This is a genomic window from Aminobacter sp. DSM 101952 (genome assembly GCF_001424795.1).
Classification (GTDB): Bacteria; Pseudomonadota; Alphaproteobacteria; order Rhizobiales; family Rhizobiaceae; genus Aminobacter; species Aminobacter aganoensis.
This window is the reverse complement of the sequence record NZ_LMCL01000001.1, coordinates 483778-509122: the sequence shown is the minus strand read 5'-3', so window position 1 is coordinate 509122 and position 25345 is coordinate 483778. Positions and strand designations below refer to the sequence as shown.

The following is a 25345-nucleotide window of genomic DNA, read 5'->3' as shown; positions in this document are numbered from 1 at the left end:
TTGTCGCGCAGGGTCGCTGCCCATCACGCCGTAACGTTGCGGCAGTTTGAATTTGGTGTCAAACAATTTTCCTGACACCAATGTAAAAATATTAGCTGGGATGCACATATGTGGAGGGTGCGAGTGCGCATCCGCCCAACTTCTGGCGAAGCGGAAGGTTGCTAAATTACTTTATGATTACAGATATTTATTCAGAATATATGCATTCCTCGTGCTACCTGCGAACATGTCTGGTGCATAGGTCCTGTGCCTGCCAATTCCTGTCAGGTTGGAAAAAATCCTCAAATCACCGTGTTGACAGCAATGTCAAAGCTACGTAGCGTCAAGGTCGAAAGCGCAGCCTCGTTGCAAGCGCCTCGCCGTCCGAAGCGGCAAATCCCGCCCTGCTTCGGACGTTGAACGCACGCAGCCGCTGCGAACTTCTCCGGCAATGCTCAGGGTCAGGACGTCATCGATGGAATCCGCCGCTCTCATTCATCTCGAAGATCGCGTGAAATCGGTCAAACGGGCCAAGACACGCTTCTATCGCAATCCGGGCGTCCGGGCGGAGTCGTTGCTGGAAGCGGCGCTGGAGTGCTTCGCCGAGGAAGACTACGAGAGTGTCACGATCCCGCTCATCGCCAAGAAGCTGGGCGTTGCTCACTCGCTCATCTATTATTACTTCAAGAACAAGGACTCTCTGTACCAGTCTTCCGTCCTTCATGCGCTTGACCGGCTGATGACCAACTACGGAGAGGTCGTCGCCCGGCACGAAAGCCCGGCCGAACTGCTGAGCGCCTATCTCGACCTCAATGTCGAGATGTCGGAGACGCTGCGCAGCCTCGTGCGCATCATGTTCGTCAATGCCGGTGGCGCCAGGGACTCCGGCCCGAAGTTCATCGACAGCTTCGTCGAGGATTTCTACGAGTCGGAGAAGAAGGTACTTGCCGACTGCATCCGCACCGGCGTCGAGGTGGGCATCTTTGCCTGCCCGGATCCCGACGAGATGGCAGCGTTCATTTCGCGCAACATCGACGGCATCTACTTCGGCAGCTTCATGCCGCACGGCGCTCCGATCCCGGCTGCGATGCGCTACCTCAAGGAGGTGGTCTGGGGGCTGCTGCACTATGCCGGCGACCCGTCCGCCAACAAGACGTCCACGGCCAAGAGCGGGAGATAGCCATGTGCCAGGTATGCGGCTGCGGCCCTGAGAACATTCGCATCGATGGCAAAGGCGACGCCGGGGTGGGGGGCGGCGATCACGGTCATCACCACCACCATCACGACGGCGGGCATCACCACCACCATGGCGACGGGCACCACCACGATGACGGGCACCATCATCACCATCATGCGGACGGCCATCACCACGAACATGTTCACCTTGCAGACGAGGATGCGCCAGGGGCCTTGGCCCACGGCGACCTGCATTTCGGCAGGGACGCCGCCAAGACCCATGTTCCGGGGATGAGCCAGAAGCGCCTGGTGCAGATCGAGCAGGAGATCCTGGCGAAGAACGGCATGTTCGCGGACGACGTGCGCGATGAACTCAGCTCGCAAGGCGTGCTTGCGCTCAACCTGATTGCAAGTCCGGGGGCGGGCAAGACCACTTTGCTGGTCGAAACGCTGCAGCGTTTGAAGGGAGCCTTCCCGACCTGGGTGATCGAGGGCGACCAGGAAACGGCGAATGACGCCGACCGCATTCGCGCGACTGACACCCAGGCCGTGCAGATCAACACCGGAAAGGGGTGTCACCTCGATGCCGACATGATCCAGCGCGCGCTTGCCTCGCTGTCGCTGGAGCAGGGCGGTGTCCTGTTCATCGAGAATGTCGGCAACCTGGCCTGTCCCGCCGGCTTCGACCTTGGCGAAGCCCACAAGGTGGTCATCCTGTCGGTGACCGAGGGCGACGACAAGCCGGTCAAGTATCCCGAGGCGTTCGCCGCGGCGAACCTCCTGGTGATCTCGAAGTCGGACCTTGCGCCTTATTGCGATTTCGACATCGAGGCCTGTGTTGCCCGCGCCCGTGAAATCAATCCGTCAATCGAGAGCATTGTCGTTTCGGCCCGCGACGGCACCGGGATGACCGAGTGGCTCGACTGGATCGTTCGCGCCCGCCAGACGCAGTTGCAGGATCTCGCGCGCGGCCTGCAGGCACGGATGGACATCATCCACAACGCGCTGCACGCCTGAGGTTGCGCCATGCATGAGCTCACGATTGCCTCGAGCCTGATCGAACTCGCCAGCGATCACGCGTCCAGGAACGGCCGCGGTCGGGTCACGGGAATGCATGTACGCCTCGGCGTCATGTGCGGCATCGCCCGCTCGCTCTACTTCTGCTTCGGCCCAGCGACGCGCGGCACACGGTGCGAAGGTGCCAAGCTGCACATCGAGGAGGTGCCGCTGACGATATTCTGCGAGCACTGCGCCGAAGCGCGGTCGCCGCTCTCGCTTTCCAATCTTCGTTGCCCCGACTGCGGGAGGCCTTCACGCAAGGTGCTGTCGGGACGCGAGATGGAACTTACCCACATCGAGCTCGAGGACGAACCGCCGCAACCGGCGGCCCAGGCTCGGCAAACACTTCAGTAGTTACCTGTTGGGAGGAACAGAATGCTCGATCGAAAATCAGAGACAGCCAAGTGGCAATTCACGCCACATCAACATCGCGGGCCCGCCGAGCAGTTCGGCGAGGATGACCACATCTATTCGCCGAAGCTGCACAATGGCTCGTTCAAATCCAGGGGGCTCGCCACCTTCATGGGCGCGCCCTACTGCCCGCCGGACCGCCACAAGATCCGCGAGATGGGCGCCAAGATCTGCTTTCTGGCGGTGCCGTGGGACCAGGGCCAGATCGTGCGCGCCGGCGCTTCGCAAGGCGCCTCGGGCCTGCGTGAGGCGACGACCCAGTATTTTCCCTACATGTTCGAATATGACGTCGACCTGCTCAGCTTCTTCCGGGTCGTCGACTGCGGCGACGTTCCGACGGTCCCCGGCAACAACGTCAAGTCGCAGGAATACACCACCGACTACGTCACCGAGTGCCTCGAAGGCGGCGCCAAGGTGATCCTGTTCGGCGGCGACCATTCCCTGCCGATCCCCGGCGCCAAGGCGCTGTCGCGTTTCACCGGCAGCGGCAAGATGGGCTACCTGCATGTCGACAGCCATCTCGACGCCGGCCCCGACTGGGCGGGCAACCTGATCACCAACTGCTCCGGCACGCCGCGGGCGCTCGACCTGCCCAACTGCAATGCCAGGAACATGGCGCACATGGGATCGCGCAACGGCCTCAATCCGAAGGACTGGTGGGACTTCTACGTCGACAACGACATCCGCGTCGTGACCATGCCCGAAATGATCGAGCGCGGGCTGGAGGTGTGCGCCAACGAGATCTTCGAACGGGTGAAGAAGGACGCCGACACGCTGTACTTCACCTGGGACACGGACTCGATCGACATGAGCTGCATGCCCGGCTCGACCTCGCCGGAATGCTACGGCCTGAAAGGCCGAGAAGCGATCCAGTTTGCGCGCATCGCCGGCCGGCACGGCTGCGACATCCTCGATGTCGTCGAGCTCTGCCCGTATTTCGACTCGAGCCAGATCAGCGCCAAGATGACGGTCAACATGATCTACCACTATCTCGGCTCGCGCGCCCAGACGCTGCGCCAGCAGGGCAAGCAACCGTAAGAATTCTCAGGGAGGAGACACAGTCATGAACCCAGCAAAATCCTACGCCCATCTGTTCTCGCCGCTTGGCGGCGACGCCGGAGACAACTATCGGGCGCCCGGCCTGATCACGTTCCTGCGTTCGGCTCACGTGCCGCTGAATGCCGAAGCGCTGAAGGCCTGCGGCGCGAAATACGCCTTTGTCGGCGTGCCGTTCGACGAAGGCAACATCGGCAAGCCCGGATCAGAGGACGGTCCGCGCGAGTTCCGCCTCGTCTCGCAGGAGTACTTCTCATACTGGTTCGAATACAATGTCGACCTGCATGGCAAGGCCGTCGACTGCGGCGACGTCTCGATGCCGAAGGTCAGCCCCGAGGTGGCGCACGAGCGCATCTATCGTGCGGTCCGCGAAGTGCTGAAGTCGGGACTAACGCCGATCATCTGCGGCGGCGACCGCTCGATCTCGATCGCCGCGGCGCGCGCGCTGTCCGACCATATCGGCGCGCAAAAGAAGATGGGCTACATGCATTTCGGCGCCCAGCTCGATATGGCCGACAGCTGGGCCGGCGAGCGCAACCTGGCGCCGTGCGCCATGGCGCGGATCACCGAACTGCCCAATCTCGACATCAGGAACGTCGCGCATCTGGGCGCGCGCAATGCGATGAACCCGAAGGACCACATCGACCTCTCGAAGGAGAGAGGACTGCAATACGACACCATGTTCGACCTGATCGACGGCGGCATCTTCCCGCTGGTCGAGCATTCCATCGACCGCGTCTGGAGCGGCACCGACGCGCAGTATCTGAGCTTCAATTTCAACGTCATGGATTCGTCGGCGGCGCCGGGCGTCACGTCCACCGAACCCGGCGGCATTGAATCGCGCGAAATGATGCGCATCGCCGACATGATCGCAAAGCGCGGCAGCGTCAGCGTGATCGACCTTACCGAGCTCTGCCCGATCTTCGACATCAGCGGCACGGCTGCACGGCTCGCGGCGTGCGTGATCATGCGGCTGATGGCGTCGCTGGCAGCGCAAGGCGGGGACGTGATCGACGCAAATCTGCGCCGCACCGACCTGGTAGCCGCCGAATAACGAATATCCACTTGGACAAGGCCGGGTGATACCGGCCCATGGAGTCGATGGTGAACACGACAAGCACTCGAAAGATCACGCGGTTCGCAACCGCCGTCGCTGTGGCCTACGCCGCATCGACGATGCCGAGCTACGCGCATTTCCTGCCCAACGCCGGTGGCCTTGGGGCAGGGCTCTCGCATCCGCTCTCCGGTCTCGATCATATCCTGGCCATGGCCGGGGTGGGCATCTGGGCCGGGCAAAATGCCGACAACGAGCCGGTGTTCCGCTGGCTGCCGCTCGGTTTCGTCATCGGCATGATCGCCGGTGCGGTCTTCGGCATGACCGGGTTTCCGCTTCCCTTCGTCGAACTTGGTATCGCCGGCTCGGTGGTTGTTCTGGGCGCGATCGTGGCACTGGGCAGCCGGGTGCCGTTCGGCGCGGCCTTTGCGATGACGGTGGTATTCGGCGGCCTGCACGGTTTTGCCCATGGCCAGGAACTGCCGATCGCCAGCAACGCCTTGCTCTACGGACTGGGCTTTGTGGTGTCGACCGCCGTCCTGCATGCGATCGGCTTCTCGCTGGCAACCTTCGTGGCGCGCCTGTCCTGGCGCACTGCGCTCAGGGTGGGTGGCGGCGGCATCGCCGTAGCGGGTGTTGCGCTGGCTTCGAGTCTCGCCGCCTGACCACGCATCTGGCGGAGGGCCTCGCCGCCCTCCGCTCATGCCTGGGCGCCGAGACGTCCAGAGCATCAACGACCCAGGCCGGAGCCGGGTCCCTTTCCAAACATCCGCATGGCTCCTTCTCTAGGGAGCGAAAGACGTCACTGGCGTGCGTCTGCCGCCAGAACGAACCCTGTTTGCCAAGACATGACCGGAGGAAAAAAATGACATTGAGCTGGCGTTTCTCAGCCCTTGCTGACCGTCACCGCGCCCTAGGCTCCAATCTCGAGGATTGGAGCGGGATGGGCACTGCCTGGACCTACGACGCGGACCCGTACGACCAGCACGTCGCGATCCGTACCAAGGCCGGGCTGATGGACGTGTCGGGGTTGCGCAAGACGCACCTGATCGGGTCGCATGCCATTGCGATCCTCGAATACATCACCACCCGCAGCGTCGCCAAGATCCAGCCGGGCCGATCGGTCTATGCGGCCATCCTCAACGAACGCGGCCACCTGACCGATGATTGCGTGCTCTACCGCAATGGCCCCAATTCCTGGATGCTGGTTTCCGGCACCGGCACCGCGCATGAGGAGATCGTCAAGCAGGCTGCGGGCCGCAACTGCGCCGTGCTGTTCGACGACGACCTGCACGACCTGTCGCTGCAAGGGCCGGTGGCGGTCGATTTCCTGGCCAGGCACGTGCCCGGAATTCGCGACCTCAACTATTTTCACCACGTCCACACCACGCTGTTCGGCGCCCCGGTGACGATTTCCCGAACCGGCTACACGGGCGAGCGCGGTTACGAAATCTTCGTGCGCGGCCAGGACGCCCGGCTGGTTTGGGATACGATCCTCTCGGACGGCAAGGAGATGGGCATCATCCCGTGCTGCTTCAGCACGCTCGACCTGCTGCGGGTCGAGAGCTACCTGCTGTTTTATCCCTACGACAATTCCCAGATGTATCCGATCGCAGGACAGCCGGTGGGTGACAGCCTGTGGGAGCTCGGCCTCGATTTCACCGTGTCGCCCGGGAAAGCCGGCTTCAGGGGCGCCGAGGAGCACTATCGACAGAAGGGACAGGAGCGGTTCAAGATCTTCGGCATGCTGATCGAGGGCGACCAGATGGCCGATCTCGGCGACGAGGTCTGGGCCGACGGCAAGAAGGTCGGCGTCATCACCTGTCCGTCCTATTCCCGGCTGACCAAGCGTTCGATGGCCATCGCCCGTCTCGATGTGCCCTATGCCCGGCAAGGCGTGAAGCTGGAAGTGCGGGGCAAATCGCTGAAGGCCAGCGCAATTGCCCACACCCTGACCTTCGATGATCCGGAAAAGAAGAAACGGACGGCAAAGGGCTGAGATCCGCAACGGCGGAGGGATTCGATCAGACTATTGGTCAGCGTTGCCGCCAATCTGGTCGGATCCCTCTTTTGTTGGCGCAGTACTGCAGCCGATCCCGTCCTGCAGGGTCAAACACGCCAGACTGGCGCTGGGAGGAATGCTCCGACGATTTTGGTGAATCGGCCCGCCTCGGCCCCGGATCGCCGACGTTGGCGCACCTCCCGGCAAATCCGGAGGCGTAGTGGCCAGGCGCAGATCGACTCCGTTTTGCGCCGGCAGAGCGGCCGAAATGTCCCGCTCTCCCTTCCGGGGAGGGGTGGTATTGCGCCGGACTCCGCCTCAGACCGTGTAGAGCCCGGCGAATTCCTCGCGCAGGGCGTTCTTCTGGATCTTGCCCATGGCGTTACGGGGGAGCGCGTCCTTGACCAAAACGCGCTTCGGGATCTTGAACTTGGCCAGCACGCTTTCGAGTTCGCCGCGGATCGCGGACTCGTCCACGGTGCGGCCGGGGCGTGCCGTCACAACCGCTGTCACCGCCTCGCCGAAATCGGCATGCGGCAGGCCGATCACCGCCGACTCGCCGATCGACTGCAATGCGTCGAGCGCGTTCTCGACCTCGGCCGGATAGACGTTGAAGCCGCCCGAGATGATCAGGTCCTTGGCGCGGCCGGAGATGGTGAAATAGCCTTCAGGATCGACATAGCCGAGGTCGCCGGTGATGAAGAAGCCGTCGGGGCGGAACTCCTGCTCCGTCTTCTCCGGCATGCGCCAGTAGCCCGAAAAGACGTTCGGCCCCTCGATCTCGATGACGCCGACCTCGCCTTGCGGTAGCGGCGTCCCCGTCTCCGGATCGGCGATGCGTACCGTGATGCCCGGCAGGGCGAAGCCGACAGCGCCCGGGCGCCGCTCGCCATCATACGGGTTGGAGGTGATCATGTTGGTCTCGGTCATGCCGTAGCGCTCGAGGATGGCGTGGCCGGTGCGCGCGGTGAAGCCGCGGTGCGTCTCGGCCGACAATGGCGCCGAGCCCGATACAAACAGCCGCATGTGGCTCGCGGCGGCGCGGTCGAAGCGGTTGTCGGCAAGCAGCCTGGTATAGAAGGTCGGCACGCCCATCATCGTGGTGGCGCGGGGCAGGGCCGCCATCACCGCGTCAATGTCGAACTTCGGCAGGTAGATCATCGACGCACCCGACAGCATCACCGTGTTGATGGCGACGAACAGCCCGTGCGTGTGAAAGATCGGCAGCGCGTGCAAGAGCACGTCGCCGGCGCTGAAGCGCCAGCTCTCGACGAGGGACATCGCGTTGGAGCGCAGGTTCTCGTGGGTGATCATCGCGCCCTTCGAGCGACCCGTCGTGCCGGAGGTGTAGAGGATCGCGGCGAGGTCGTCCGGGCCGGCAACGACGGTGTTGAAGGTCGCCGGCATGTCGCGGACCAACTGCTGAAGTGTGCCGGTGCCGGCCGCGTCCAGCGTTTCGATGCGACTGACCGCCGCGCCAAGTGTGGAGCGCAGCGTGGCAAGGCTGCCCGGCTCGCACACCACAAGCCCCGGCTCGGCGTCGTCGGCGAAGTAGCTCACCTCGGCCGGCGTATAGGCCGGGTTGAGCGGCAGGTAGACCGCGCCGGCCCGCAAGCAGCCGAGATAGAACCAGACGCTGTCGACATGCTTGTCGGTCTGCACCGCCACGCGGTCGCCCGGCTTCACGCCCAGCGACGCCAGAAGGTTGGCATAGCGAGCCGAGGTCTCTAGCATGTCGCCGTAGGACAGCGTCTTGCGGCCGTCGGCGTGCAGGAACGGACGTGCCGGATCGGCGATCGCGGCCTCGATGGTGGTGAATAGGTTGCCGTTCATGGCTTGATCCCCTCGATCGTCGCGGATTCGACCAACCGCCCGCCGGCTGCGCTGAGCCGGCCCACTGCGGCGGATGCCGCGACCGACTGGCCTGATGCATATGCCTCGTGATTGCGCTCTATCTCGTCAAGCTTGTAAAGATAGTTGATCATGATGCCATGCGACGACGACATGCCGGCATTGCCGGTATTGGCCAGGAAGTTGATCCGCTCCAGCCGAGCGCCGTTGCCGAGATGGAAGCGCGCGACCGAATAAAAAGTCGTACTTCATCGGACAGATCCGCCTTTCGCCAGATCCATCTCAGTGCGGCCTGCGCACGCTTTCCGTGATGGTCTGCGCCAGGGTTTCGGCGGCACGGGAGGGTTTGTTGCGGGGATAGGCTATGTGGAACATGTCCTCGAAAACCATGCGCTCGGGCGCCAGCACCCGAAGACGGCCGGTGCGGACCCATTCGTCGGCATAGTGGTCGGGCAGGAAGCCGATGTAGGCGCCGGAAAGCAGAAGCAGCAGTGTACCCTCCATGTGAGGTGTTGCGGCTGCCCAGGTGAAGTTCACTCCGCAGATCGTCTCGTTCAGCATGTAGGTGCGGCCGGCGAAGGGCTGGGCGGAGAGGCGGTCGTCGGTAAGCTCGGCATCGGGGAGGGCGAAGAGGGCGTGACCCTCGGCACAATAGAGCTTCTGGACCTCGGAGAAGACCGGCTGGGCGCGGAAATGCGGCGTGACGCTGCCGACCGACGGCATCAGGACGATCTGGTAGGAGCCGTTGAGCAGGCCCTGGTGCAGCACCTGGGGGGCTGCGACGTCGATCTCCAGATGAACGCGCGGGGCCGCGCGGTGAAAGGCGGCAAGCGCTCCCTGCAAGTCGAGGTCACGGTTGGTGATCATGGCGTCGACGGTGCCGAAGCTGAGATTGCCGGTCAGTTCCCCTTGCGCCTCGCCGATGCGGCTCTGAAATTTTTCGAGCGATCCGAAGAGTTCGAGCGCTGCGTCATAGACGAGACGCCCCTCGTCGGTGAGCAGGAAGCCGCCGCGCCCACGGCTGCACAGGCGCAGGCTCAGCCGTTCCTCGAGGTGGCGCATATGGGTCGAGATCGTCGCCTGGGTCATGCCGAGCGCCGATTGCGCGGCGGAAAAGCCGCCATGCTGCACGACGGAAGCGAAGACACGCAGCAGCCTGAGTTCGGCATCGCCAAGCGAAAGGTTGAGGACGCGATGGCGGACCTTGTTGATCATTCATTGATTAATGCACAAGTAAACATCCAATCATAGATTCTTTTAAACGTATTGGCTTTTGGCACACTCCTTCGACCTTTGGAGGAGGGTACATGGCCAGCAATTCTTATGAGACCGGACGCCTGAACCTGCCGTTCGTCGGCATCTGCACGTTCGGCAAATATCCCTACCAGCCCGACTGGGACGCCATCGACGCCGATGTCGCGATCCTCGGCGCACCGTTCGACTGCGGCACGCAATGGCGGGCCGGAACCCGCTTCGGCCCGCGCTCGATCCGCGAGGCTTCGACGCTGTTCTCCTTCGGCCACGGCGGCGCCTATGACCATGAGGACGACGTCACCTACCTGCCGAGCGGCGAGGTCTCGATCGTCGACATCGGCGACGCCGACATCGTGCACACCGACACGATGAAAAGCCATGCCAACATCGAATTCGGCGTGCGCAAGATCCTGGCCGCCGGCGCCCTGCCGGTGGTGCTCGGCGGCGACCATTCCGTCAACATCCCCTGCATCAACGCCTTCTCCGACGACTGCGCCAGGAACGGCCCGATCCACGTCGTCCAGATCGACGCCCATCTCGATTTCGTCGACGAGCGCCACGGCGTGCGCTACGGCCACGGTAACCCGATGCGCCGCGCCGCTGAAAAGCCCTATGTGAGCGGCCTGTCGCAACTCGGCATCCGCAACGTCTCGTCGACCGCGAAAGAAGGCTACGAGGACGCGCGCAAGATGGGCTCCGACATTCTCTCGGTCCGCCAGATCCGCGCCCTTGGAAGTGCGGCCGTCGCCGAGCGCGTCCCCGCCGGCGCGCGCTACTACGTCACCATCGACATCGACGGCTTCGACCCATCGATCGCGCCGGGCACCGGCACGCCCTCGCATGGCGGTTTCATCTACTACGAGGTGCTGGAGATCCTGACCGCACTTGCCAAGCGCGGCACCATCGTCGGCATCGACCTGGTCGAAGTGGCGCCCGACTACGACCACACGGGCGGCACCTCGATCCTGGCCGCGCAGGTGCTGATGAACCTCATCGGCCGCGTCATTCATGCCAGGCCAAAACAACGCTGAACGAAGAACTTGGGACGAGCCGGCCGCTTGCGGTGCCCGGCCGAGGAGGAAGCACATGGACGACACCGTCCGCAATTATCTTGACCACTATGGTGTCAGCGACGCGACGCGGCGGTTCCTGGCGAAGCCGCAAAAAATGTTCATCGACGGCGCCTGGGTCGACAGCAGCAATGGCGCGACCTTCGACATTTTCGAGCCCTCTACTGGCGGATTGGTCAGCTGCGCTCCCTCAGGCACGACCGATGATCTCGACCGGGCCGTGCGGGCTGCCCGACGCCAGTTCGACGGCGGGGCCTGGCGCCGCCTCAAGCCGCTCGAGCGCGAGCGCCTGCTCCATCGCCTTGCCGACCTGATCGAACTGCATGCCGACGAACTGGCGGAAATCGAAGCGATCGACATGGGCAAGTCGGTGACCTTTGCCCGCGAGATCGACATCCAGGGCACTGTCGACACATTCCGCTACTTCGCCGGCTGGCCCTCCAAGCTGCACGGACGCACGGTGGAGCCGTCCATTCCCGGCAACTATCTCGCCTACACCCGCAAGGAACCGCTGGGTGTGGTCGCGGCCATCGTGCCGTGGAACTTCCCGCTCCAGACCATGGCCTGGAAGCTCGCGGCGGCACTTGCCGTCGGCTGCACCGTGATCGTCAAGCCGGCCGAACTTACCTCGCTCTCCACCCTGCGCTTTGCCGAACTGGTGCAGGAGGCCGGCATCCCGGATGGTGTCGTCAACATCGTGACGGGCCGGGGCAGCGTGATCGGCGCCGCCATGTCGACCCATCCCGGCATCGACAAGGTGACCTTTACCGGCTCGACGCCCGTCGGTCAGGAAGTCGGCCGCTCGGCCGTCGGCAATCTCAAGCATGTCACGCTGGAACTCGGCGGCAAGTCGCCGGTGCTGGTTCTCGACGATGCCGATCTCGCCAGCGCGGCCCGGGCGGTGGTGAACGGGGTGTTCTTCAATTCCGGGCAGGTCTGCGATGCCGGCACGCGCGTCTACGTCCAGCGCTCGGTGCACGACGCCTTCCTCGACGAACTGGTCGCCGTCACGCGAACGCTCAAGATCGCTCCCGGCCTCGACCGCGATTGCTACATCGGCCCGCTGGTCTCGGCGCAGCAGAAGAAGGTCGTCTCGTCCTACATCGACGCCGGTCGCCGGGAGGGCGCCGAGCTGATCCATGGCGGCGTGAGCCTGGACCGGCCGGGCCATTTCATCGAGCCCGCCATCTTCGCGCGCTGCAAGCCCGAAATGACGATCGTGCGCGAGGAGATCTTCGGTCCCGTTCTGGTGACCGACGCCTTCGACGATCTCGATGATGCGGTCGCGCTCGCCAACGACACGCCGTTCGGCTTGGCGGCCGCGATCTACTCGAACGACCTGTCGCGGGTGCACGGGCTGATCCCGCGCCTGCATGCCGGCTCCATCTACGTCAATGCCCACAGCACGATCGATCCTTCCATGCCCTTCGGAGGCTTCAAGGCCTCGGGCTTTGGCAAGGATCTGGGGCCCGAGCAGCTCGACTACCTGATGGAGACGAAGGCCGTGTGGATCACCCTGCCATGAGGGCCTGAGTGACAACCCGGCCGTCGCCCATGGGCGGCCGGTTGGCAAGATCCGTGGCCGATGGAGCCGCATTCATCGCGGACAGATGCCGAAGGCGCGACGCGAAAGGGGAACGACAATGGAAACCGATATCGCCTGGCAGAAAGAGCTCGAGCGGCGCGCCCGCATCTATGAGGACATCGAGGCCGGCGGCCGTTTCGAGGGCGTGATGACCACGCTCGACTATGCCGGCATGAGCCTTCTGACGCTCGTTCTGGTCGTCGGATTCTGGATCTGGGGGGCGTGAGATGACTGATCACACCTTCAATGCCGGGCTCGGGGCCGCTGCGGCCGAGCGCCAGGAAGCCGCCCGCAATCGCGATGCCGCGGAACGCGGCGATGCGCCGCTCCTGCCTTCCGAAAGGCTCTGGGGCTTCTGGGAATTCACCTATGCCAACTCGGCACTCGCCATCGCCACGTGGGCCTTCCTGATCGGCGGCGCCATCGGCCTTTTCGTCGGGCCGAAGGAAGGCATAGCGGCCATCGTCATCGGCAACATCGTCGGCGTCGTGCTGACGGCGCTGGCCACCACGCCGCTTTCCGGCCGCTACGGCATCGAGCAGTTCGTCGCGCTGCGCAGCCAGTTCGGCTACAATGGCAGCCGCGTCGTCTATGTGCTCGCCGTTGTCGTGCTCACCATGGGCTGGCTTGCCGTGCTTGCCATGATGTTCGGCCGCTCGATCGACGGCCTCGCTGCGCTCAGCGCGGGCGAGGCGGCCAATCCGACCGGCATCAAGATGGTTATCGCCGCCGTCGGCGCGATCCTCGTCACCTGGTTCATAGTCGCCAAGGGGCCGACATCGATCAAGTTCTTCAACATGGTCGTCTCGCCCGCGCTGGTGATCCTGATGATCGTGATGCTCTACCTCATCCTCCAGAACCGTTCCTTTGCCGAACTCCTGGCGATGCCGGCGCTTGCCCCGCCCTTCGAGGACGACACGCTCAGCTTCATCATTGCCGTCGAGGTCAATCTCGCAGCCGGCTTCTCCTGGTGGCCCTACATCGGCAACCTGGCGCGTCTGACCAAGAACGAGCGCACCGCCTTCTGGCCGAACATCCTCGGCATCTTCGGTGCGGCAGCCCTCGGCGAAATCGTCGGCTTGCTCGCCGCCGTGGCCCTCGGCGAAAGCGATCCGACGATCTGGATGACCAAGATCGCCGGCCCGATGATCGGCATCATCGCGCTGCTCTTTGTCGCCTTCGCCAACATGACCTCGATGGCGAACATCCTCTACACCTCGATCGTCGGTCTCCGGCAGGTGGGAACGGCGTCGGTGCGGGCGATTTCCTGGGGCACGATCCTCTTCCTGTTCTGTCTCATCCCGCTCGGCCTCGTGATCTTCTATCCGCAGATGTATGACGGCTTCTTCATCTTCCTCGTCTGGACGTCGGCGCTCAATTCGGCGCTCGCCGGCATCGGCATCGCCGATTACTTCTTCCTGCGTGGCCAGAAGCTGGACATGCGCAGCCTGCACGGCCCGCAGGAAAACGGTCCCTACCATTTCTGGGCCGGTTTCAACCCGATCGGGCTCGCAGCACTTGCCGTCGGCTTCGTCGTCTATGTGATGATCTTCAATCCGCAGACGCTCGCGAGCATTCCGGCCTTCAAGTACCTGACCGCCTCCGTCCCGTCCTGCCTCGCCGCCGGTGGCGTTCACTATGTCCTGACCCGGCTGTTTGCCCGCGGGCGCGGCTGGGGTCTCTATCCGTAACTCTTAGGTGACCGCCATGACCTACGACTACATCATCATCGGCGCCGGATCGGCCGGCTGCGTGCTTGCCAATCGTCTTTCGGAAGATCCGGCCACGAAGGTCCTGGTCCTCGAATATGGCGGCAGCGACAAGTCCGTCTTCATCCAGATGCCGACGGCGCTGTCCATCCCGATGAACGGCACCAAGTACAACTGGAAATACATGACCCTGCCGGAGCCGGGTCTCGACGGCCGCCGGGTCCATTGCCCGCGCGGAAAGGTCATCGGCGGTTCCTCCTCGATCAACGGGCTGGTCTACATGCGCGGCCACGCCCGCGACTTCGACCAGTGGGAGGAACTGGGGGCGCGGGGCTGGCGCTACGCCAACTGCCTGCCCTATTTCCAGCGTGCCGAAAGCTGGCAGGACGGGGGCGACGCCTATCGCGGCGCCACCGGCCCGCTCGCCACCAATGCCGGGAACAAGATGCAGAACCCGCTCTACAAGGCCTTCGTCGATGCCGGCCACGAGGCAGGCTACATCACGACGGAGGATCCCAACGGCCATATGCAGGAAGGTTTCGGCCCGATGCACATGACCGTCAAGGACGGCGTGCGCTGGTCTACCGCCAATGCCTATCTGAAGCCGGCGATGAGCCGGCCGAACCTCACCGTGGTAACCCATGCCATGACGCGGCGCGTGCTGCTCGAGGGCAAGCGCGCCACCGGCGTCGAGTATGAACTCGGCGGCGAACGTGTCGTGGCCAAGGCGAGCCGAGAGGTGCTCATTGCCTCCGGCCCGATTGGCTCGCCACATCTTTTGCAACGCTCCGGCATCGGCCCGGCGTCGGTGCTGCAGCAGGCGGGCGTCGAGGTGCTGCACGATCTGCCCGGTGTCGGCGAAAACCTCCAGGACCATTCCGAGGTCTACATCCAGTACGCCTGCAAGGAGCCGATCACGCTCAACGGCAAGATGGGACTCCTCAGCCGCGCTTTGATCGGCGCCGAATGGTTGCTGTTCAAGAAGGGACTTTCGGTCTCCAACCATTTCGAGAGCGGCGGTTTCATCCGCTCCGATGCCGCGCTCGAATGGCCCGACATCCAGTTCCATTTCCTGCCTGCCGCCATGCGCTACGATGGCAAGAAGCCGCTCGACGGCCACGGCTTCATGGTGCTGACCGGGCCGAACAAGCCGAAAAGCCGCGGCCATGTGCGCCTGCGTTCGCCCGAGGCGCACGAGCAACCGGACATCCTCTTCAACTATCTCGACCGCGAGGAGGATCGCGAGGGCTTCCGTCGTTGCCTGCGGCTGACCCGCGAAATCGTCGCCCAGCCGGCCTTCGACAGGTTCCGTGGCGAGGAGATTGCTCCCGGCAAGGATGTGCGCCGCGATGACGAAATCGACGCCTGGGTGCGCGAGACCATGGAAAGCACCTACCATCCCTGCGGCTCCTGCCGTATGGGCGAGGATGCCATGGCCGTGGTGAACAGCGACCTCAAGGTTCACGGTCTCGAAGGGCTCAGGGTCATCGACAGTTCGGTGTTCCCAGCGGAGCCGAACGCCAACCTCAACGCGCCGACCATCATGCTCGCCGAACGCGCTTCCGACATCGTGCGCGGAAAGCCGCTGCTTGCCGCCTCCAATGCGCCGGTCGGCATTGCCCCTGGCGTCGGGGTCAGCCAGCGCAGCGGCAATCCCTTGCGCGCCGTCCAACACTGAGTTGTCGGGAGCACGGGGATGGTGGAACGTGGAATAGGCTATGTGGTCTGCCGACAGGATCGTGATGGATCGGAGGCGCCTCACGATCGGGCGCCTTTCATCGCGGCCTTGCTTCGTGGGCTACAAGCCCGATTCCTTGGTATGTTTGCCTCAGCCCTGGCGCGGCGGTCTCACAACCGGACGAGTGCCTCGGCGAGGCGGCCGAGATAAGGCTTCATGCGTTCTGCCGGAACGCCGGCATAGCCGAGGATAAGCGCGTCGGGCCGGGTCGGGCCGATCGCATAGTCGGACAGCGGATAACATTGCAGCCCGGCCTCGAACGCGGCGCGATGGGCTGCCCGATCTTCTCGCCCGCCTTCCAGCCAGGCGAGCGCATTGAGCCCGCTCTCGGAACAGTCGATGCGAGCAAGGCCCGCGAGGGCCGTCTGACTGGCGTCCTTGAACGCCTCGCGGCGCTCGGCATAAAGGCTGCGCATGCGGCGCAGATGGCTGGCGAAATGCCCGCCTCCGATGAACTCGGCCAGCACGAGCTGGGTTTCCACCGGTACGCTGCGATGGATGAGGCCGGCAAGGTTGCGGAAGGCGCCGACGAGCGCCGGAGGCAGCACGAGGTAGCCGATGCGGATGCCCGGATAGAGCGCCTTGCTGAAGCTGCCCGTATAGATCACCCGGCCATGGCTGTCGATGGAACGCATCGAAGGCAGCGGCGCGCCGTCGTAGCGGAACTCGCTGTCATAATCGTCCTCGATGATCCAGGCGTCGTTGATCCGGGCCCATTCCAGCAGCGCGAGCCGGCGCGGCAGCGAGAGCGTCACCCCAAGCGGATGGTGTCGCGAAGGCATGACGAAGGCGAGCCGCACATCGGGGTGGCGCGCCATGGCGCCGGCGACATCCATGCCATCTGCATCGACATCCACAGGGCAGAGGTCCAGGCCAAGCGTGCGGAAAAGGTTGCTTGTGGTGACGGGGCCAGGATCCTCGAACCAGATACCGTCGCCGGGATTTGCGAGCGCCAGAGCCGCGAGCGTGAACGCCGCGTGTCCTCCCGGCGTGATGACGATCTGCTCGGGGTCGCAGGGATCGCGCCGATGCAGGGCGAGGTACTCGGCGATCCGCTGTCGCAACACCAGCTCGCCCGCGATATCGCCATAGCCCATCGCCGCCTTGCTGCCGCGCGTCACCGAATTCCAGCATTTGCGCCAGAGGGCGAAGGGAAAGCGGTCGAGCGCCGGCTGGTTGGGCAGGAAGGGCCGATGGTCCATCCTGCCGATCTCCGCCGACACGCCACCCGCCTGTGTGCCGATCCGCGACAGCCGCGGCGGTGCATCGCCCAGCGGTTTCGCGGCGCGCGGTTGTGGGCGTTGATGGGGCAGGGCGGTCGAAACGAACGTGCCGGCACCCTGTCGCGCCTCCAGATACCCTTCCGCCTTCAGGTTTTCCAGGACGCGAACCAACGTCTGGCGCGACAGGCCCAGTTCCTGGGCCAGGATGCGGCTTGCCGGCAGGCGGGTGCCGGCCCTGAGGTGCCCGCGCAGGATCGCCGTGCGCAATTGGTCCTGCACCTGCCTGAACTTCGGCAGGGACGCGGAACCTTCGAGGCGAAGGAAGGGCAGGATCGGGCCTTCGAACTGCTTGGCCAAGGGGCATCCTAAAATTGGTCTAGTTGAATGCATGATAATGGACGTTTGATTGTTGTCCAATTGTTACATGCTCTGCCTACACGAGAACGCACCGATGCAGCCCCAGGGGACGCAGACAGGTGCCAGGGGAACCGGCGTGAACGGCAAGGCCGACGGCCGGATGCAAGGATCAACGCAGCCATTGCCCACGAACCGTCGCTGACGGTCAACAGGAGGACTTCATGAACCGCATCATCTCGCGCGCATTCGTTTCCGCGCTCGCCCTCGCGGCGGCCTTGCCGACGGTCGGCTGGGCAGAGCCCGCGCAAGACCTCGTGGACGCAGCGACCAAGGAAGGCATGCTGACGGTCATTGCCCTGCCGCATGACTGGTGCAATTACGGCGAGGTCATTTCCAGCTTCAAGGCGAAGTATCCCGGCATCACGGTCAACGAGCTGAACCCCGATGCCGGCACGGCCGACGAGCTGGAGGCGATCCGCGCCAACAAGGGCAACACCGGCTCGCAGGCCCCCGACGTCGTCGACCTCGGCCTCGCCTTTGCACCCACTGCCGCCAAGGAAGGCTTGCTGCAGCCGTACAAGGTCGCCACCTGGGACGAGATCCCCGACAACATCAAGGATGCCGACGGCTACTGGTATGGCGACTATTACGGCGTCATGGCCTTCGGCGTGAACAAGGACCTGCTGGCGACGGCGCCGGCCGACTGGTCGGAGCTTTCCAAGCCCGATTATTCCGGTGCGGTGGCGCTTACCGGCGATCCGCGCTCCTCGGCGCAGGCGATCCTCGCGCTGATGTCGGCGGGCATCTCGCGCGGTGCCAAGCCGGGTGCCGAATCCGGCGCCAAGGGACTGGAACTGTTTGCCGAGCTGAACAAGGCCGGCAACTTCGTGCCGGTGCTCGGCAAGGCCGGCACCATCGCACAGGGCCAGACGCCGATCGTCGCCGCCTGGGACTACAACCTGCTTGCCTGGCGCGACTCGTTGAACGGCAACCCGCCGATGGAAGTCGTTGTACCGACCAGCGGCGTGGTGGCCGGCGTCTATGTGCAGGCGATCTCGGCTTATGCACCCCATCCGAACGCGGCAAAGCTCTGGATGGAGTATCTCTATTCGGACGAGGGCCAGACCGGCTGGCTGAAGGGCTACTGCCACCCGGCGCGCTTTGCCGCCATGCTGAAGGCCGGAAAATTCCCGCAGGAACTGCTCGACAAGCTGCCGCCGGCCGAAGCCTATGAAAAGGCTATCTTCCCGGCCGTCGAAGAGCTGGACGCCAACAAGACTGCCATCGTCGAGGGATGGGACAAGGTCGTCGGCGCCAACATCAAGTAGGCACGCGCAAAAAGCGGGAAGGCTTGCTGCGGCAGGCCTTCCCCATCGCGCCCGTTGGGAACACTCCGATGACGACAATCGCCCTATCCCTGCCATCGGCGCGGCAGCCGAGGCAGATGCTCAGCTGGTTGGGGGTTGCCCCCTTCTTCCTCTTCGCCCTGCTGTTCCTGATCTTGCCGACGCTCAACATCGTCGTCGGTGCCTTCCGCAACCCGCAGGGGCAGGTCACGCTGGAGAACTTGGGCAAGCTCTTGTCGCCCTCCATCCGCTCGGCCTTCTGGATCTCGATCGAGCTCAGCCTGCTGACTGCGGTGCTCGGCTGCCTTTTCGGCTTCCTCATCGCCGCCGCCATCACCCTTGGCGACCTGCCGCGCCCGCTGCGCAATGCCATCCTCACCTTTTCCGGCGTCGCCTCCAATTTCGCCGGCGTGCCGCTCGCCTTCGCCTTCATCGCGACGCTCGGACGCCTCGGCTTCGTCACCATGCTGTTGCGCAACTGGTTCGGCATCAACCTCTACGGCAGCGGCTTCAACATCGTCTCCTTCCTTGGCCTCGCGCTTACCTATCTCTATTTCCAGATCCCGCTGATGGTGCTGATCATCACGCCCGCGCTGGAAGGGCTGAAGCGTGAGTGGCGGGAAGCGGCCGAGAGCCTCGGGGCTTCCGGGGCACAATATTGGCGGCTGGTGGCGCTGCCGGTGCTGTGGCCCTCGCTGCTCGGCACGCTGGCTCTGCTGTTTGCCAATGCCTTCGGTGCGGTGGCCACGGCCATTGCGCTCACCGGTTCGTCGCTGTCGATCGCGCCCATCGTGCTCTTCGCGCAGATCCGCGGCGACGTGCTCAACGATCCGCATCTCGGCTACGCCATCGCGTTTGCGATGATCGTTCTGACGGCCATCGCCAACGGCATCTACATCCTCCTGCGCATGCGTGCCGAAAGGTGGCTCAAATGACGGGAAAGCAGCTTTGGTCCTGGCTCGCCGTCGTGTTTGCCGGGCTCTATTTCCTGCTGCCGCTGGTCGGCATGTTCGACTTCTCGATGCGCATGCAACGTGGGGTCTATTCGTTCGAAGCCTATCGCATCGTGCTTGCCGATCCGCAGTTCCAGCAGACCTTCGGCTATTCGGTCGCCCTGGCCTTGCTGACCATTGTCATCGGCATCCTGCTCGTCGTGCCGACCGCCTATTTCGTGCGCCTGCGCTTTCCGGGCCTGAGGCCGGCGATCGAGTTCATCACGCTGCTGCCGCTGGTCATCCCGCCCATCGTCATCGTCTTCGGCTACATCCGCATCTACAACACCTCCTCGGTACTGCCGCTGACCGGGAGCTGGTGGGGCACGAACATCCTGCTGCTCTGCGGCTATGCCGTGCTGTCGCTGCCCTACATGTACCGCTCGGTGGACACGGGGCTGCGCACCATCGACATCGCCAGCCTCACCGAGGCCGCACAGTCGCTCGGTGCCGGCTGGGCGCGCATCCTTGCGGTCGTGATCCTGCCGAACGTCTTCGTCTCGGTTCTGTCAGGGGCCTTCCTGACCTTCGCCATCGTCATCGGCGAATACGTCTTTGCGGCCCTGCTGAACGTCAATTCCTTCGGCCCCTACATGGTCTGGATGGGTGGCAACCGCGCCTACGAGCCCTCGGCGCTCGCCGTCGTCGCCTTCGTCATCACCTGGGCCTGCATGGGGCTGATCCAGCTTTTCACCCGCTTTTCCAAATTCTCCACCGCGAGGCGCTGACCGTGGCCTTTCTCGACATTCGCCATCTGCAAAAGTCCTTTGGCGCGCTGCGCGTCGTCAAGGATTTCACCCTCGGAATAGAGAAGGGCGAGTTCGTGTCCTTCCTCGGCCCTTCCGGCTGCGGCAAGACCACCGTGCTGCGCATGGTCGCCGGCTTCGAGACGCCGACATCGGGAGCCGTCAGTATCGATGGGCACGACATCACGGGTCTGCCTGCCAACCGCCGCAAGATCGGCATGGTGTTCCAGGCCTACGCGCTGTTTCCGAACCTGACGGTGGCCGACAACATCGGCTTCGGCCTCAGGGTGGCCGGGCAGGGTAAGGCGGAGATCGCAAGGCGGGTTGGCGAGATGCTGGAACTGATCGGCCTGCCGCAACTCGGCAGCCGCTATCCTTTCCAGCTCTCCGGCGGCCAGCAGCAGCGCGTGGCGCTGGCCCGCGCGCTGGCGCCACGCCCGCAGGTGCTGCTGCTCGACGAGCCGCTGTCGGCGCTCGACGCGAAGATCCGCGTCAGCCTGCGCGAGGAGATCCGCCGCATCCAGCGCGACCTCGGCATCACTACGATCTTCGTGACCCATGACCAGGAGGAGGCGCTGTCGATGTCGGACCGCGTGGTGGTCATGCATCAGGGCATCGCCGACCAGGTCGGCACGCCGTTCGAGATCTACAATCGGCCGGCGACGCGTTTTGTCGCCGAGTTCGTCGGCACGCTGAATCTCATCGATGCCGACCTGGTCGATGCCGCGGCCGGCCATGTCAGGCTGGGCGGCGTGCCGGTGACGCTGGGCAGGCCAGCGCCCGGGCGGGCCGGGGAGCGCATCAGCCTGGCGCTGCGGCCAGAGACGGTGGCGCTCGGGCGCGATGGGGGCGACATCGTCCTGCCGGGCCGGATCGCCGAGGTGCATTTCCTTGGCCCGGTGCTCCGTGTCCGCGTCGCGGTGGAGGGCGGCGGCTTCATCTCGCTCGACACGTTCAACCAGGCCGACAGGCCGCCGCCATCGGTCGGTGCGCCGGTCGATATCAGCATGTCGCATCGCGACCTTCTGGTGCTCGCTGCCTGATGGGGCTTGAAGCCTCGACATCTCCAGCGAAGGAGCTGGCATATTGATCGACATGCCCTGGAACACGGCGCAGTCCGCCGACTGGCGGACACGTATCGCACAGCTTCCGGCGGGACGCCGCGCCCGGCTGGCCGCGCGTGCGACGAGCGCGCCGCTCTTTGCCCATGCCTATGCCTTTCATCTCAACATGCGCTTCGGCGGCATGACACCGCTTCACCTTGCCGAGTTCGCCAAGGCGCAAGGCCTTGCCGGCCTGAAGGTCCATGTCGAGGATGGTGAAGGCGCATGCCTTGCCCGCATGTCCGATGCAGCCCTGGGCACCTATAGAGCGGCGGTGAGCCACCTCGGGCTGGAGCTGCATGTCGAGACCAGCACGACCGAGGCGGACGGGCTTGCAGATGCCGTGCGGATCGCCCTTGCCACCGGCGCCACTTCGTTGCGCTGCTATCCGCGCTACGAGGGACGCGTTTCCGACATCATCGCCTGGACGGTCGCCGACCTTCGCCGGCTGGACAGCTTCGACCCTCAGGGGCGGCTACGGTTCACGCTCGAGCAGCATGAGGACCTCAAATCGGATGAACTGATCGGCATCCTGCATGCCGTCGCCAATCCGCGCCTTAGCCTGCTGTTCGATTTCGCCAACATGACCAACGCCTATGAGATGCCGCTGCCGGCACTCGCCGCCCAGGCGCCCCATGTCACCGAGGTGCATGTCAAGGATTGCCTCGTTACGCCCGATCGCGGCGGCTGGGCGCATCTGGCCTGCCAGTCGGGCAGCGGCCACTTGCCGATGCATGCGATGTTGGTGGAACTGCTGCTTCTGGGCGAGGACCGGCCGCAGGTCCTGGCCTTCGGGCTGGAGGAGGAGGAGGGCTATTTCGCTCCCGCCCTGCGTTTTGCAGCCGAGGGGAGCGATCCTTTCATCCCCGCCCGCTCCGCCAGTTTCACCGAGCTTGGGACCGATGATCTCCCAGCGCGGCTGCGACAGGAGGCCCAGGCCGCGCATCGGCAGGTCGAAACCGTCAGGGCGATGTTGGACGAGATCGCCGCCGAGGCTGAAAGGACCCGATGATGAACCATGCCTGTCCCCCCGCCTGCCTGGCGCTCGCTCATGCGATGGCGGATGCCGCCGCGCAGGTGATCCGCCCGCATTTCCGCAAGCGCATCGCCATCGACGCCAAGGCCGATTCCAGCCCCGTCACCATTGCCGACCGCGATGCCGAGGCCACGATGCGGCAAATGATCGAAGCACATTTTCCCGATCACGGCATCAGGGGCGAGGAGTTCGGCAGCTGCCGCACCGATGCCGAATGGGTCTGGGTGCTCGATCCGATCGACGGCACGAAATCCTTCGTCTCCGGTTCGCTCGCCTTCGGCACGCAGATAGCACTTCTCCATCGCGGCGAGCCGGTGCTCGGTATCATCAACCAGCCGATCACGGGCGAGCGCTGGGTCGGGACGGGGGGCATGGCGACGCTTGGCGGCGAAGCGATCCGCACCAGCGAAAGGACCACGCTCGACCAGGCGATCCTCTACACCTCGGCGCTCGAACAGTTCGACCGGCCGCGCCATGACCGGTTCTCGGCGCTTGCCGCCAGCGTCCGTTTCACCCGGCTGTCGCACGACTGCTACGCTGCCGGTCTCCTGGCGCTCGGCGGTGTCGATCTCCTCGTCGAAAGCGACGTCTTCGACTACGACATCCTCCCGCAACTGCCCATCGTGAAGGCCGCGGGCGGCGTCGTGACCGACTGGGGCGGTGAGCCGCTCAAGGACGCTCGGAGCTACGCCACGGTACTCATGGCGGCGAACGGCGACCTCCACAGGGCCGCCTTGGATGTCCTTTGCCGAACATGATTTTCAGACGAGCGACCAGGGTGGTTGATTGGATAGATGTTGCAGGTGAGCACTGGTCGTGCGGTTGAAGCCAATGTGAGACGAGCGCGATGGGTTGCTTGCCGAACGTGCGTTTTAGCCAATTTGCTTGTCCAAGCGGACAGGTCACTCACGGCCCCGAGCATGCCACCGCTGTGACCGGGCTTTGGGTAGAGGGGCATGTCGGCGCGTGCTCTGTCATGCAACCGGCAAGCTTCACGTGCGTTGAGGTTCATGGATTTTACGCCGAATGTCTGGATCAAGGACGGAGACTTCTCGCTGCGCGAGGTTGTCTCGGTGCCCGACGCTGCCGAGTTTCTTGAGGCGTGGCCGCACGACAGGCGCAGTCCGTTTTTCTATCTGGCCGAGAACGCCATGCAGGCGGCGATCAACGGGTCGATCCCGGTCGAGGAAGCAAGAGAAGCGTTCGAGACGTTTTGCACCGAGGCCGGAATCCTGGCCGACGAAGCGCCGAAGGACTGAATTTGTCCGCTGCCGTCGCCATTTCCTTGTCAGCATGTCGTGGCGATCGCGGCAATGTCCGCTTGCTCGAGACGACGGTCCAGGACCGAGGAGGAAGTGATGACAGCAAATGCCTTTTCCCGCCCGATCTTCGTCAAGGACGAGGGTCAGGCCGTCCGCGAAATCGCATGTGTCGCCGATGCGCTGGCATTCCTGACGAAGTGGCCGGAAAACCGGCGCGGGCCGATCCACAGCACGGCCGTTCGCGCCTGCCAGGCGGCGCGCGAAGGCCGGCTGACCGTCGACGGCGCGCGCAACGCGTTTGCCGGCTTTGCCCGTTCCGTGCACATTCGCGAAGCCGGCCCGGTGTCGGTGGAGCCGTGGATGGTCACGCCCAGGCGCGGCCGAATGCCGATCTAGATCGGCCACGACAGGTTCTTCTGGACGGTCGCGATGCGGCCGGCCGCAGCACTGGATCCGTTTTTCCCTTTACCGCCTGGTGCCATTCAAGGTGCAGCGAAGCGCTGACGTAAGACTGCGGCCATGTCCCGGGCAAGCTCCGCGACGATGCCGCCGGCCTCCCACGAATACAGCGACACGACCATCGACGGTTCCGCGCCGAAGGCGGCGGACTGGCGGACCCGGCGGCCCGTCGTCGTGCCGACCGGAAGCAGGGAGAGGCCGAGGCCGGCCTCGACGGCCGACAGCACGCTGCTCAGGCTGCTGCTGGTGAAGGCGACGTACCAGCGCAGCCGCTCGCGGTCGATCCGCTCGAACATCGCATCGCGGTACAGCCCGCCCGGCGGAAAGGTGACCAGCGGCAAGGGCTCCGGCCAGGCCGGACTGGCGTCGGCACCTTCGAACCAGGCGATGGCTTCGGGGAAGGCGGCGCGATGATCGGCGCTCGGCGTGGCCTCCTTGACCACCACGATGTCGAACTCGCCGCCGCGGTAGCGCTTGGTCAGGTCGAGGCTGAGGCCGGCGGTAACGTCGAGGCGCACCTCGCGGTGCCGCTTTGCGAATGCCGCGAACGCGCTGGTCATGCTTCCAGTGGCGATGTCGTCAGGCAATCCGATGCGGATCGACGCGGTTCCGGCGGTGTCGGCAAGCAGGAGTTCGGCTTCGCCCTGGAGCAGCAGGATGCGTCGCGCATGGCCGATGAGGCGCTCGCCGGATGCGGTGGGCCTGACGGGGCGGGCGGCCCGGTCGATCAGCTCGCGGCCGACGGCATCCTCGAGCCGCGCCAGCTGCTGGCTGATCGTCGATTGCGTCATGTGCAGCCGGTCGGCGGCAAGCGTGAAGCTTCCGGTGTCGGCGATTGTCACAAAGGCGCGCAGCAGCCGAGGGTCCAGCATGTCAG

25 protein-coding genes and 1 pseudogene are annotated in these 25345 nt (G+C 64.5%); 20 read left to right on the top strand and 6 right to left on the bottom strand.

Annotation, left to right across the window (positions count from 1 at the left end):
- The first annotated feature begins 454 nt into the window (after positions 1-454).
- Positions 455-1159 carry a TetR/AcrR family transcriptional regulator gene (locus tag ASC75_RS02410; RefSeq protein ID WP_055970166.1) on the top strand — a complete coding sequence of 235 codons (705 nt, stop codon included), beginning with the start codon at positions 455-457 and terminating at the stop codon, positions 1157-1159.
- Here ASC75_RS02410 and ASC75_RS26600 read toward each other — a convergent pair.
- Positions 1105-1398 carry a hypothetical protein gene (locus tag ASC75_RS26600; protein WP_244487733.1) on the bottom strand — a complete coding sequence of 98 codons (294 nt, stop codon included), beginning with the start codon at positions 1396-1398 and terminating at the stop codon, positions 1105-1107. The two genes, ASC75_RS02410 and ASC75_RS26600, sit on opposite strands and share 55 nt — an antisense overlap.
- On the opposite strand from ASC75_RS26600, the gene hypB reads away from it, so the two are divergent.
- The 6 genes from hypB (at position 1390) to ASC75_RS02380 (ending at position 6734) form a co-directional block, all read left to right on the top strand.
- Positions 1390-2172 (top strand): hydrogenase nickel incorporation protein HypB, encoded by a 783-nt coding sequence (gene hypB / locus ASC75_RS02405; protein ID WP_244487732.1) that lies wholly within the window; start codon positions 1390-1392, stop codon positions 2170-2172. The genes ASC75_RS26600 and hypB overlap by 9 nt on opposite strands.
- Before the next feature lie 9 nt (positions 2173-2181).
- Positions 2182-2568 carry a hydrogenase maturation nickel metallochaperone HypA gene (gene hypA, locus ASC75_RS02400; RefSeq protein ID WP_055970160.1) on the top strand — a complete coding sequence of 129 codons (387 nt, stop codon included), beginning with the start codon at positions 2182-2184 and terminating at the stop codon, positions 2566-2568.
- 21 nt (positions 2569-2589) lie between these two features.
- On the top strand, positions 2590-3663 hold the full coding sequence (locus tag ASC75_RS02395; protein ID WP_055970157.1) for an agmatinase family protein: 1074 nt from the start codon (positions 2590-2592) through the stop codon (positions 3661-3663).
- A gap of 25 nt (positions 3664-3688) precedes the next feature.
- Positions 3689-4735 carry an arginase family protein gene (locus ASC75_RS02390; RefSeq protein WP_055970154.1) on the top strand — a complete coding sequence of 349 codons (1047 nt, stop codon included), beginning with the start codon at positions 3689-3691 and terminating at the stop codon, positions 4733-4735.
- Between the two features lie 50 nt (positions 4736-4785).
- Complete coding sequence (locus ASC75_RS02385) at positions 4786-5400, top strand: HupE/UreJ family protein (RefSeq protein ID WP_162244882.1); 615 nt, start codon at positions 4786-4788, stop codon at positions 5398-5400.
- A 200-nt stretch (positions 5401-5600) separates the two neighbouring features.
- The gene (locus ASC75_RS02380; RefSeq protein WP_055970150.1) at positions 5601-6734 is read left to right on the top strand and encodes an aminomethyltransferase family protein; all 1134 of its coding nucleotides are present in this window, start codon (positions 5601-5603) and stop codon (positions 6732-6734) included.
- 321 nt (positions 6735-7055) lie between these two features.
- Here ASC75_RS02380 and ASC75_RS02375 read toward each other — a convergent pair whose 3' ends face one another.
- From ASC75_RS02375 to ASC75_RS02370, 3 genes and pseudogenes are all read right to left on the bottom strand, one after another.
- Positions 7056-8570 carry a malonyl-CoA synthase gene (locus ASC75_RS02375; RefSeq protein WP_055970145.1) on the bottom strand — a complete coding sequence of 505 codons (1515 nt, stop codon included), beginning with the start codon at positions 8568-8570 and terminating at the stop codon, positions 7056-7058.
- A pseudogene (locus ASC75_RS25055) lies at positions 8567-8818 on the bottom strand (malonyl-CoA decarboxylase family protein); the annotation flags it as partial. The gene ASC75_RS02375 and the pseudogene ASC75_RS25055, both read right to left, overlap by 4 nt.
- A 52-nt stretch (positions 8819-8870) precedes the next feature.
- On the bottom strand, positions 8871-9803 hold the full coding sequence (locus ASC75_RS02370; RefSeq protein WP_055970143.1) for a LysR family transcriptional regulator: 933 nt from the start codon (positions 9801-9803) through the stop codon (positions 8871-8873).
- Positions 9804-9895: 92 nt separating this feature from the next.
- Here ASC75_RS02370 and speB point away from each other — a divergent pair, with 92 nt between their 5' ends.
- From speB to betA, 5 genes are all read left to right on the top strand, one after another.
- Complete coding sequence (gene speB, locus ASC75_RS02365; protein ID WP_055970141.1) at positions 9896-10873, top strand: agmatinase; 978 nt, start codon at positions 9896-9898, stop codon at positions 10871-10873.
- A 55-nt stretch (positions 10874-10928) separates the two neighbouring features.
- Positions 10929-12437 (top strand): aldehyde dehydrogenase family protein, encoded by a 1509-nt coding sequence (locus ASC75_RS02360; RefSeq protein WP_055970139.1) that lies wholly within the window; start codon positions 10929-10931, stop codon positions 12435-12437.
- Between the two features lie 118 nt (positions 12438-12555).
- Positions 12556-12723, top strand: a complete 168-nt coding sequence (locus tag ASC75_RS26340) for a hypothetical protein (RefSeq protein ID WP_156381069.1) — start codon at positions 12556-12558, stop codon at positions 12721-12723.
- 1 nt (position 12724) lies between these two features.
- Entirely contained in the window at positions 12725-14188 is a 1464-nt protein-coding gene (locus ASC75_RS02355) for a cytosine permease (protein WP_055970136.1), read from the top strand.
- 16 nt (positions 14189-14204) lie between these two features.
- Positions 14205-15884 (top strand): choline dehydrogenase, encoded by a 1680-nt coding sequence (gene betA, locus ASC75_RS02350; RefSeq protein ID WP_055970134.1) that lies wholly within the window; start codon positions 14205-14207, stop codon positions 15882-15884.
- Positions 15885-16054: 170 nt separating this feature from the next.
- On the opposite strand, the gene ASC75_RS02345 is transcribed toward betA, so the two are convergent.
- Complete coding sequence (locus ASC75_RS02345; protein WP_082496356.1) at positions 16055-17557, bottom strand: PLP-dependent aminotransferase family protein; 1503 nt, start codon at positions 17555-17557, stop codon at positions 16055-16057.
- A 188-nt stretch (positions 17558-17745) separates the two neighbouring features.
- Between ASC75_RS02345 and ASC75_RS02340 the strand changes: the two genes are divergently transcribed.
- The 8 genes from ASC75_RS02340 (at position 17746) to ASC75_RS02305 (ending at position 24405) form a co-directional block, all read left to right on the top strand.
- Positions 17746-18852 carry an ABC transporter substrate-binding protein gene (locus tag ASC75_RS02340; RefSeq protein WP_055970130.1) on the top strand — a complete coding sequence of 369 codons (1107 nt, stop codon included), beginning with the start codon at positions 17746-17748 and terminating at the stop codon, positions 18850-18852.
- A gap of 68 nt (positions 18853-18920) precedes the next feature.
- Entirely contained in the window at positions 18921-19805 is an 885-nt protein-coding gene (locus ASC75_RS02335; protein WP_055970128.1) for an ABC transporter permease subunit, read from the top strand.
- Complete coding sequence (locus ASC75_RS02330; protein ID WP_055970126.1) at positions 19802-20590, top strand: ABC transporter permease subunit; 789 nt, start codon at positions 19802-19804, stop codon at positions 20588-20590. Before ASC75_RS02335 ends, ASC75_RS02330 begins: the two co-directional genes overlap by 4 nt.
- Positions 20587-21651, top strand: coding sequence for an ABC transporter ATP-binding protein (locus tag ASC75_RS02325; RefSeq protein WP_162244887.1), 1065 nt, complete (start codon positions 20587-20589; stop codon positions 21649-21651). Before ASC75_RS02330 ends, ASC75_RS02325 begins: the two co-directional genes overlap by 4 nt.
- 52 nt (positions 21652-21703) lie before the next feature.
- The gene (locus tag ASC75_RS02320; RefSeq protein ID WP_244487744.1) at positions 21704-22723 is read left to right on the top strand and encodes a TIM barrel protein; all 1020 of its coding nucleotides are present in this window, start codon (positions 21704-21706) and stop codon (positions 22721-22723) included.
- Complete coding sequence (locus ASC75_RS02315) at positions 22723-23505, top strand: inositol monophosphatase family protein (protein WP_055970120.1); 783 nt, start codon at positions 22723-22725, stop codon at positions 23503-23505. Before ASC75_RS02320 ends, ASC75_RS02315 begins: the two co-directional genes overlap by 1 nt.
- A 252-nt stretch (positions 23506-23757) precedes the next feature.
- Positions 23758-24006 carry a DUF982 domain-containing protein gene (locus tag ASC75_RS02310; RefSeq protein WP_055970117.1) on the top strand — a complete coding sequence of 83 codons (249 nt, stop codon included), beginning with the start codon at positions 23758-23760 and terminating at the stop codon, positions 24004-24006.
- 99 nt (positions 24007-24105) lie between these two features.
- Entirely contained in the window at positions 24106-24405 is a 300-nt protein-coding gene (locus ASC75_RS02305; protein WP_055970114.1) for a DUF982 domain-containing protein, read from the top strand.
- 86 nt (positions 24406-24491) lie between these two features.
- Here ASC75_RS02305 and ASC75_RS02300 read toward each other — a convergent pair whose 3' ends face one another.
- On the bottom strand, positions 24492-25340 hold the full coding sequence (locus ASC75_RS02300) for a LysR family transcriptional regulator (RefSeq protein WP_055970111.1): 849 nt from the start codon (positions 25338-25340) through the stop codon (positions 24492-24494).
- Positions 25341-25345: the final 5 nt, after the last annotated feature.

What these genes read in the sequence shown, in the direction of transcription:
- ASC75_RS02410 (WP_055970166.1), top strand. Translation starts at nt 455, where the DNA reads ATGGAATCCGCCGCTCTCATTCATCTCGAAGATCGCGTGAAATCGGTC.
- hypA (WP_055970160.1), top strand. Translation starts at nt 2,182, where the DNA reads ATGCATGAGCTCACGATTGCCTCGAGCCTGATCGAACTCGCCAGCGAT.
- ASC75_RS02395 (WP_055970157.1), top strand. Translation starts at nt 2,590, where the DNA reads ATGCTCGATCGAAAATCAGAGACAGCCAAGTGGCAATTCACGCCACAT.
- ASC75_RS02390 (WP_055970154.1), top strand. Translation starts at nt 3,689, where the DNA reads ATGAACCCAGCAAAATCCTACGCCCATCTGTTCTCGCCGCTTGGCGGC.
- ASC75_RS02380 (WP_055970150.1), top strand. Translation starts at nt 5,601, where the DNA reads ATGACATTGAGCTGGCGTTTCTCAGCCCTTGCTGACCGTCACCGCGCC.
- ASC75_RS02375 (WP_055970145.1), bottom strand. Translation starts at nt 8,570, where the DNA reads ATGAACGGCAACCTATTCACCACCATCGAGGCCGCGATCGCCGATCCG.
- ASC75_RS02370 (WP_055970143.1), bottom strand. Translation starts at nt 9,803, where the DNA reads ATGATCAACAAGGTCCGCCATCGCGTCCTCAACCTTTCGCTTGGCGAT.
- speB (WP_055970141.1), top strand. Translation starts at nt 9,896, where the DNA reads ATGGCCAGCAATTCTTATGAGACCGGACGCCTGAACCTGCCGTTCGTC.
- ASC75_RS02360 (WP_055970139.1), top strand. Translation starts at nt 10,929, where the DNA reads ATGGACGACACCGTCCGCAATTATCTTGACCACTATGGTGTCAGCGAC.
- ASC75_RS26340 (WP_156381069.1), top strand. Translation starts at nt 12,556, where the DNA reads ATGGAAACCGATATCGCCTGGCAGAAAGAGCTCGAGCGGCGCGCCCGC.
- ASC75_RS02355 (WP_055970136.1), top strand. Translation starts at nt 12,725, where the DNA reads ATGACTGATCACACCTTCAATGCCGGGCTCGGGGCCGCTGCGGCCGAG.
- betA (WP_055970134.1), top strand. Translation starts at nt 14,205, where the DNA reads ATGACCTACGACTACATCATCATCGGCGCCGGATCGGCCGGCTGCGTG.
- ASC75_RS02345 (WP_082496356.1), bottom strand. Translation starts at nt 17,557, where the DNA reads ATGCATTCAACTAGACCAATTTTAGGATGCCCCTTGGCCAAGCAGTTC.
- ASC75_RS02340 (WP_055970130.1), top strand. Translation starts at nt 17,746, where the DNA reads ATGAACCGCATCATCTCGCGCGCATTCGTTTCCGCGCTCGCCCTCGCG.
- ASC75_RS02335 (WP_055970128.1), top strand. Translation starts at nt 18,921, where the DNA reads ATGACGACAATCGCCCTATCCCTGCCATCGGCGCGGCAGCCGAGGCAG.
- ASC75_RS02330 (WP_055970126.1), top strand. Translation starts at nt 19,802, where the DNA reads ATGACGGGAAAGCAGCTTTGGTCCTGGCTCGCCGTCGTGTTTGCCGGG.
- ASC75_RS02320 (WP_244487744.1), top strand. Translation starts at nt 21,704, where the DNA reads ATGCCCTGGAACACGGCGCAGTCCGCCGACTGGCGGACACGTATCGCA.
- ASC75_RS02315 (WP_055970120.1), top strand. Translation starts at nt 22,723, where the DNA reads ATGAACCATGCCTGTCCCCCCGCCTGCCTGGCGCTCGCTCATGCGATG.
- ASC75_RS02310 (WP_055970117.1), top strand. Translation starts at nt 23,758, where the DNA reads ATGGATTTTACGCCGAATGTCTGGATCAAGGACGGAGACTTCTCGCTG.
- ASC75_RS02305 (WP_055970114.1), top strand. Translation starts at nt 24,106, where the DNA reads ATGACAGCAAATGCCTTTTCCCGCCCGATCTTCGTCAAGGACGAGGGT.
- ASC75_RS02300 (WP_055970111.1), bottom strand. Translation starts at nt 25,340, where the DNA reads ATGCTGGACCCTCGGCTGCTGCGCGCCTTTGTGACAATCGCCGACACC.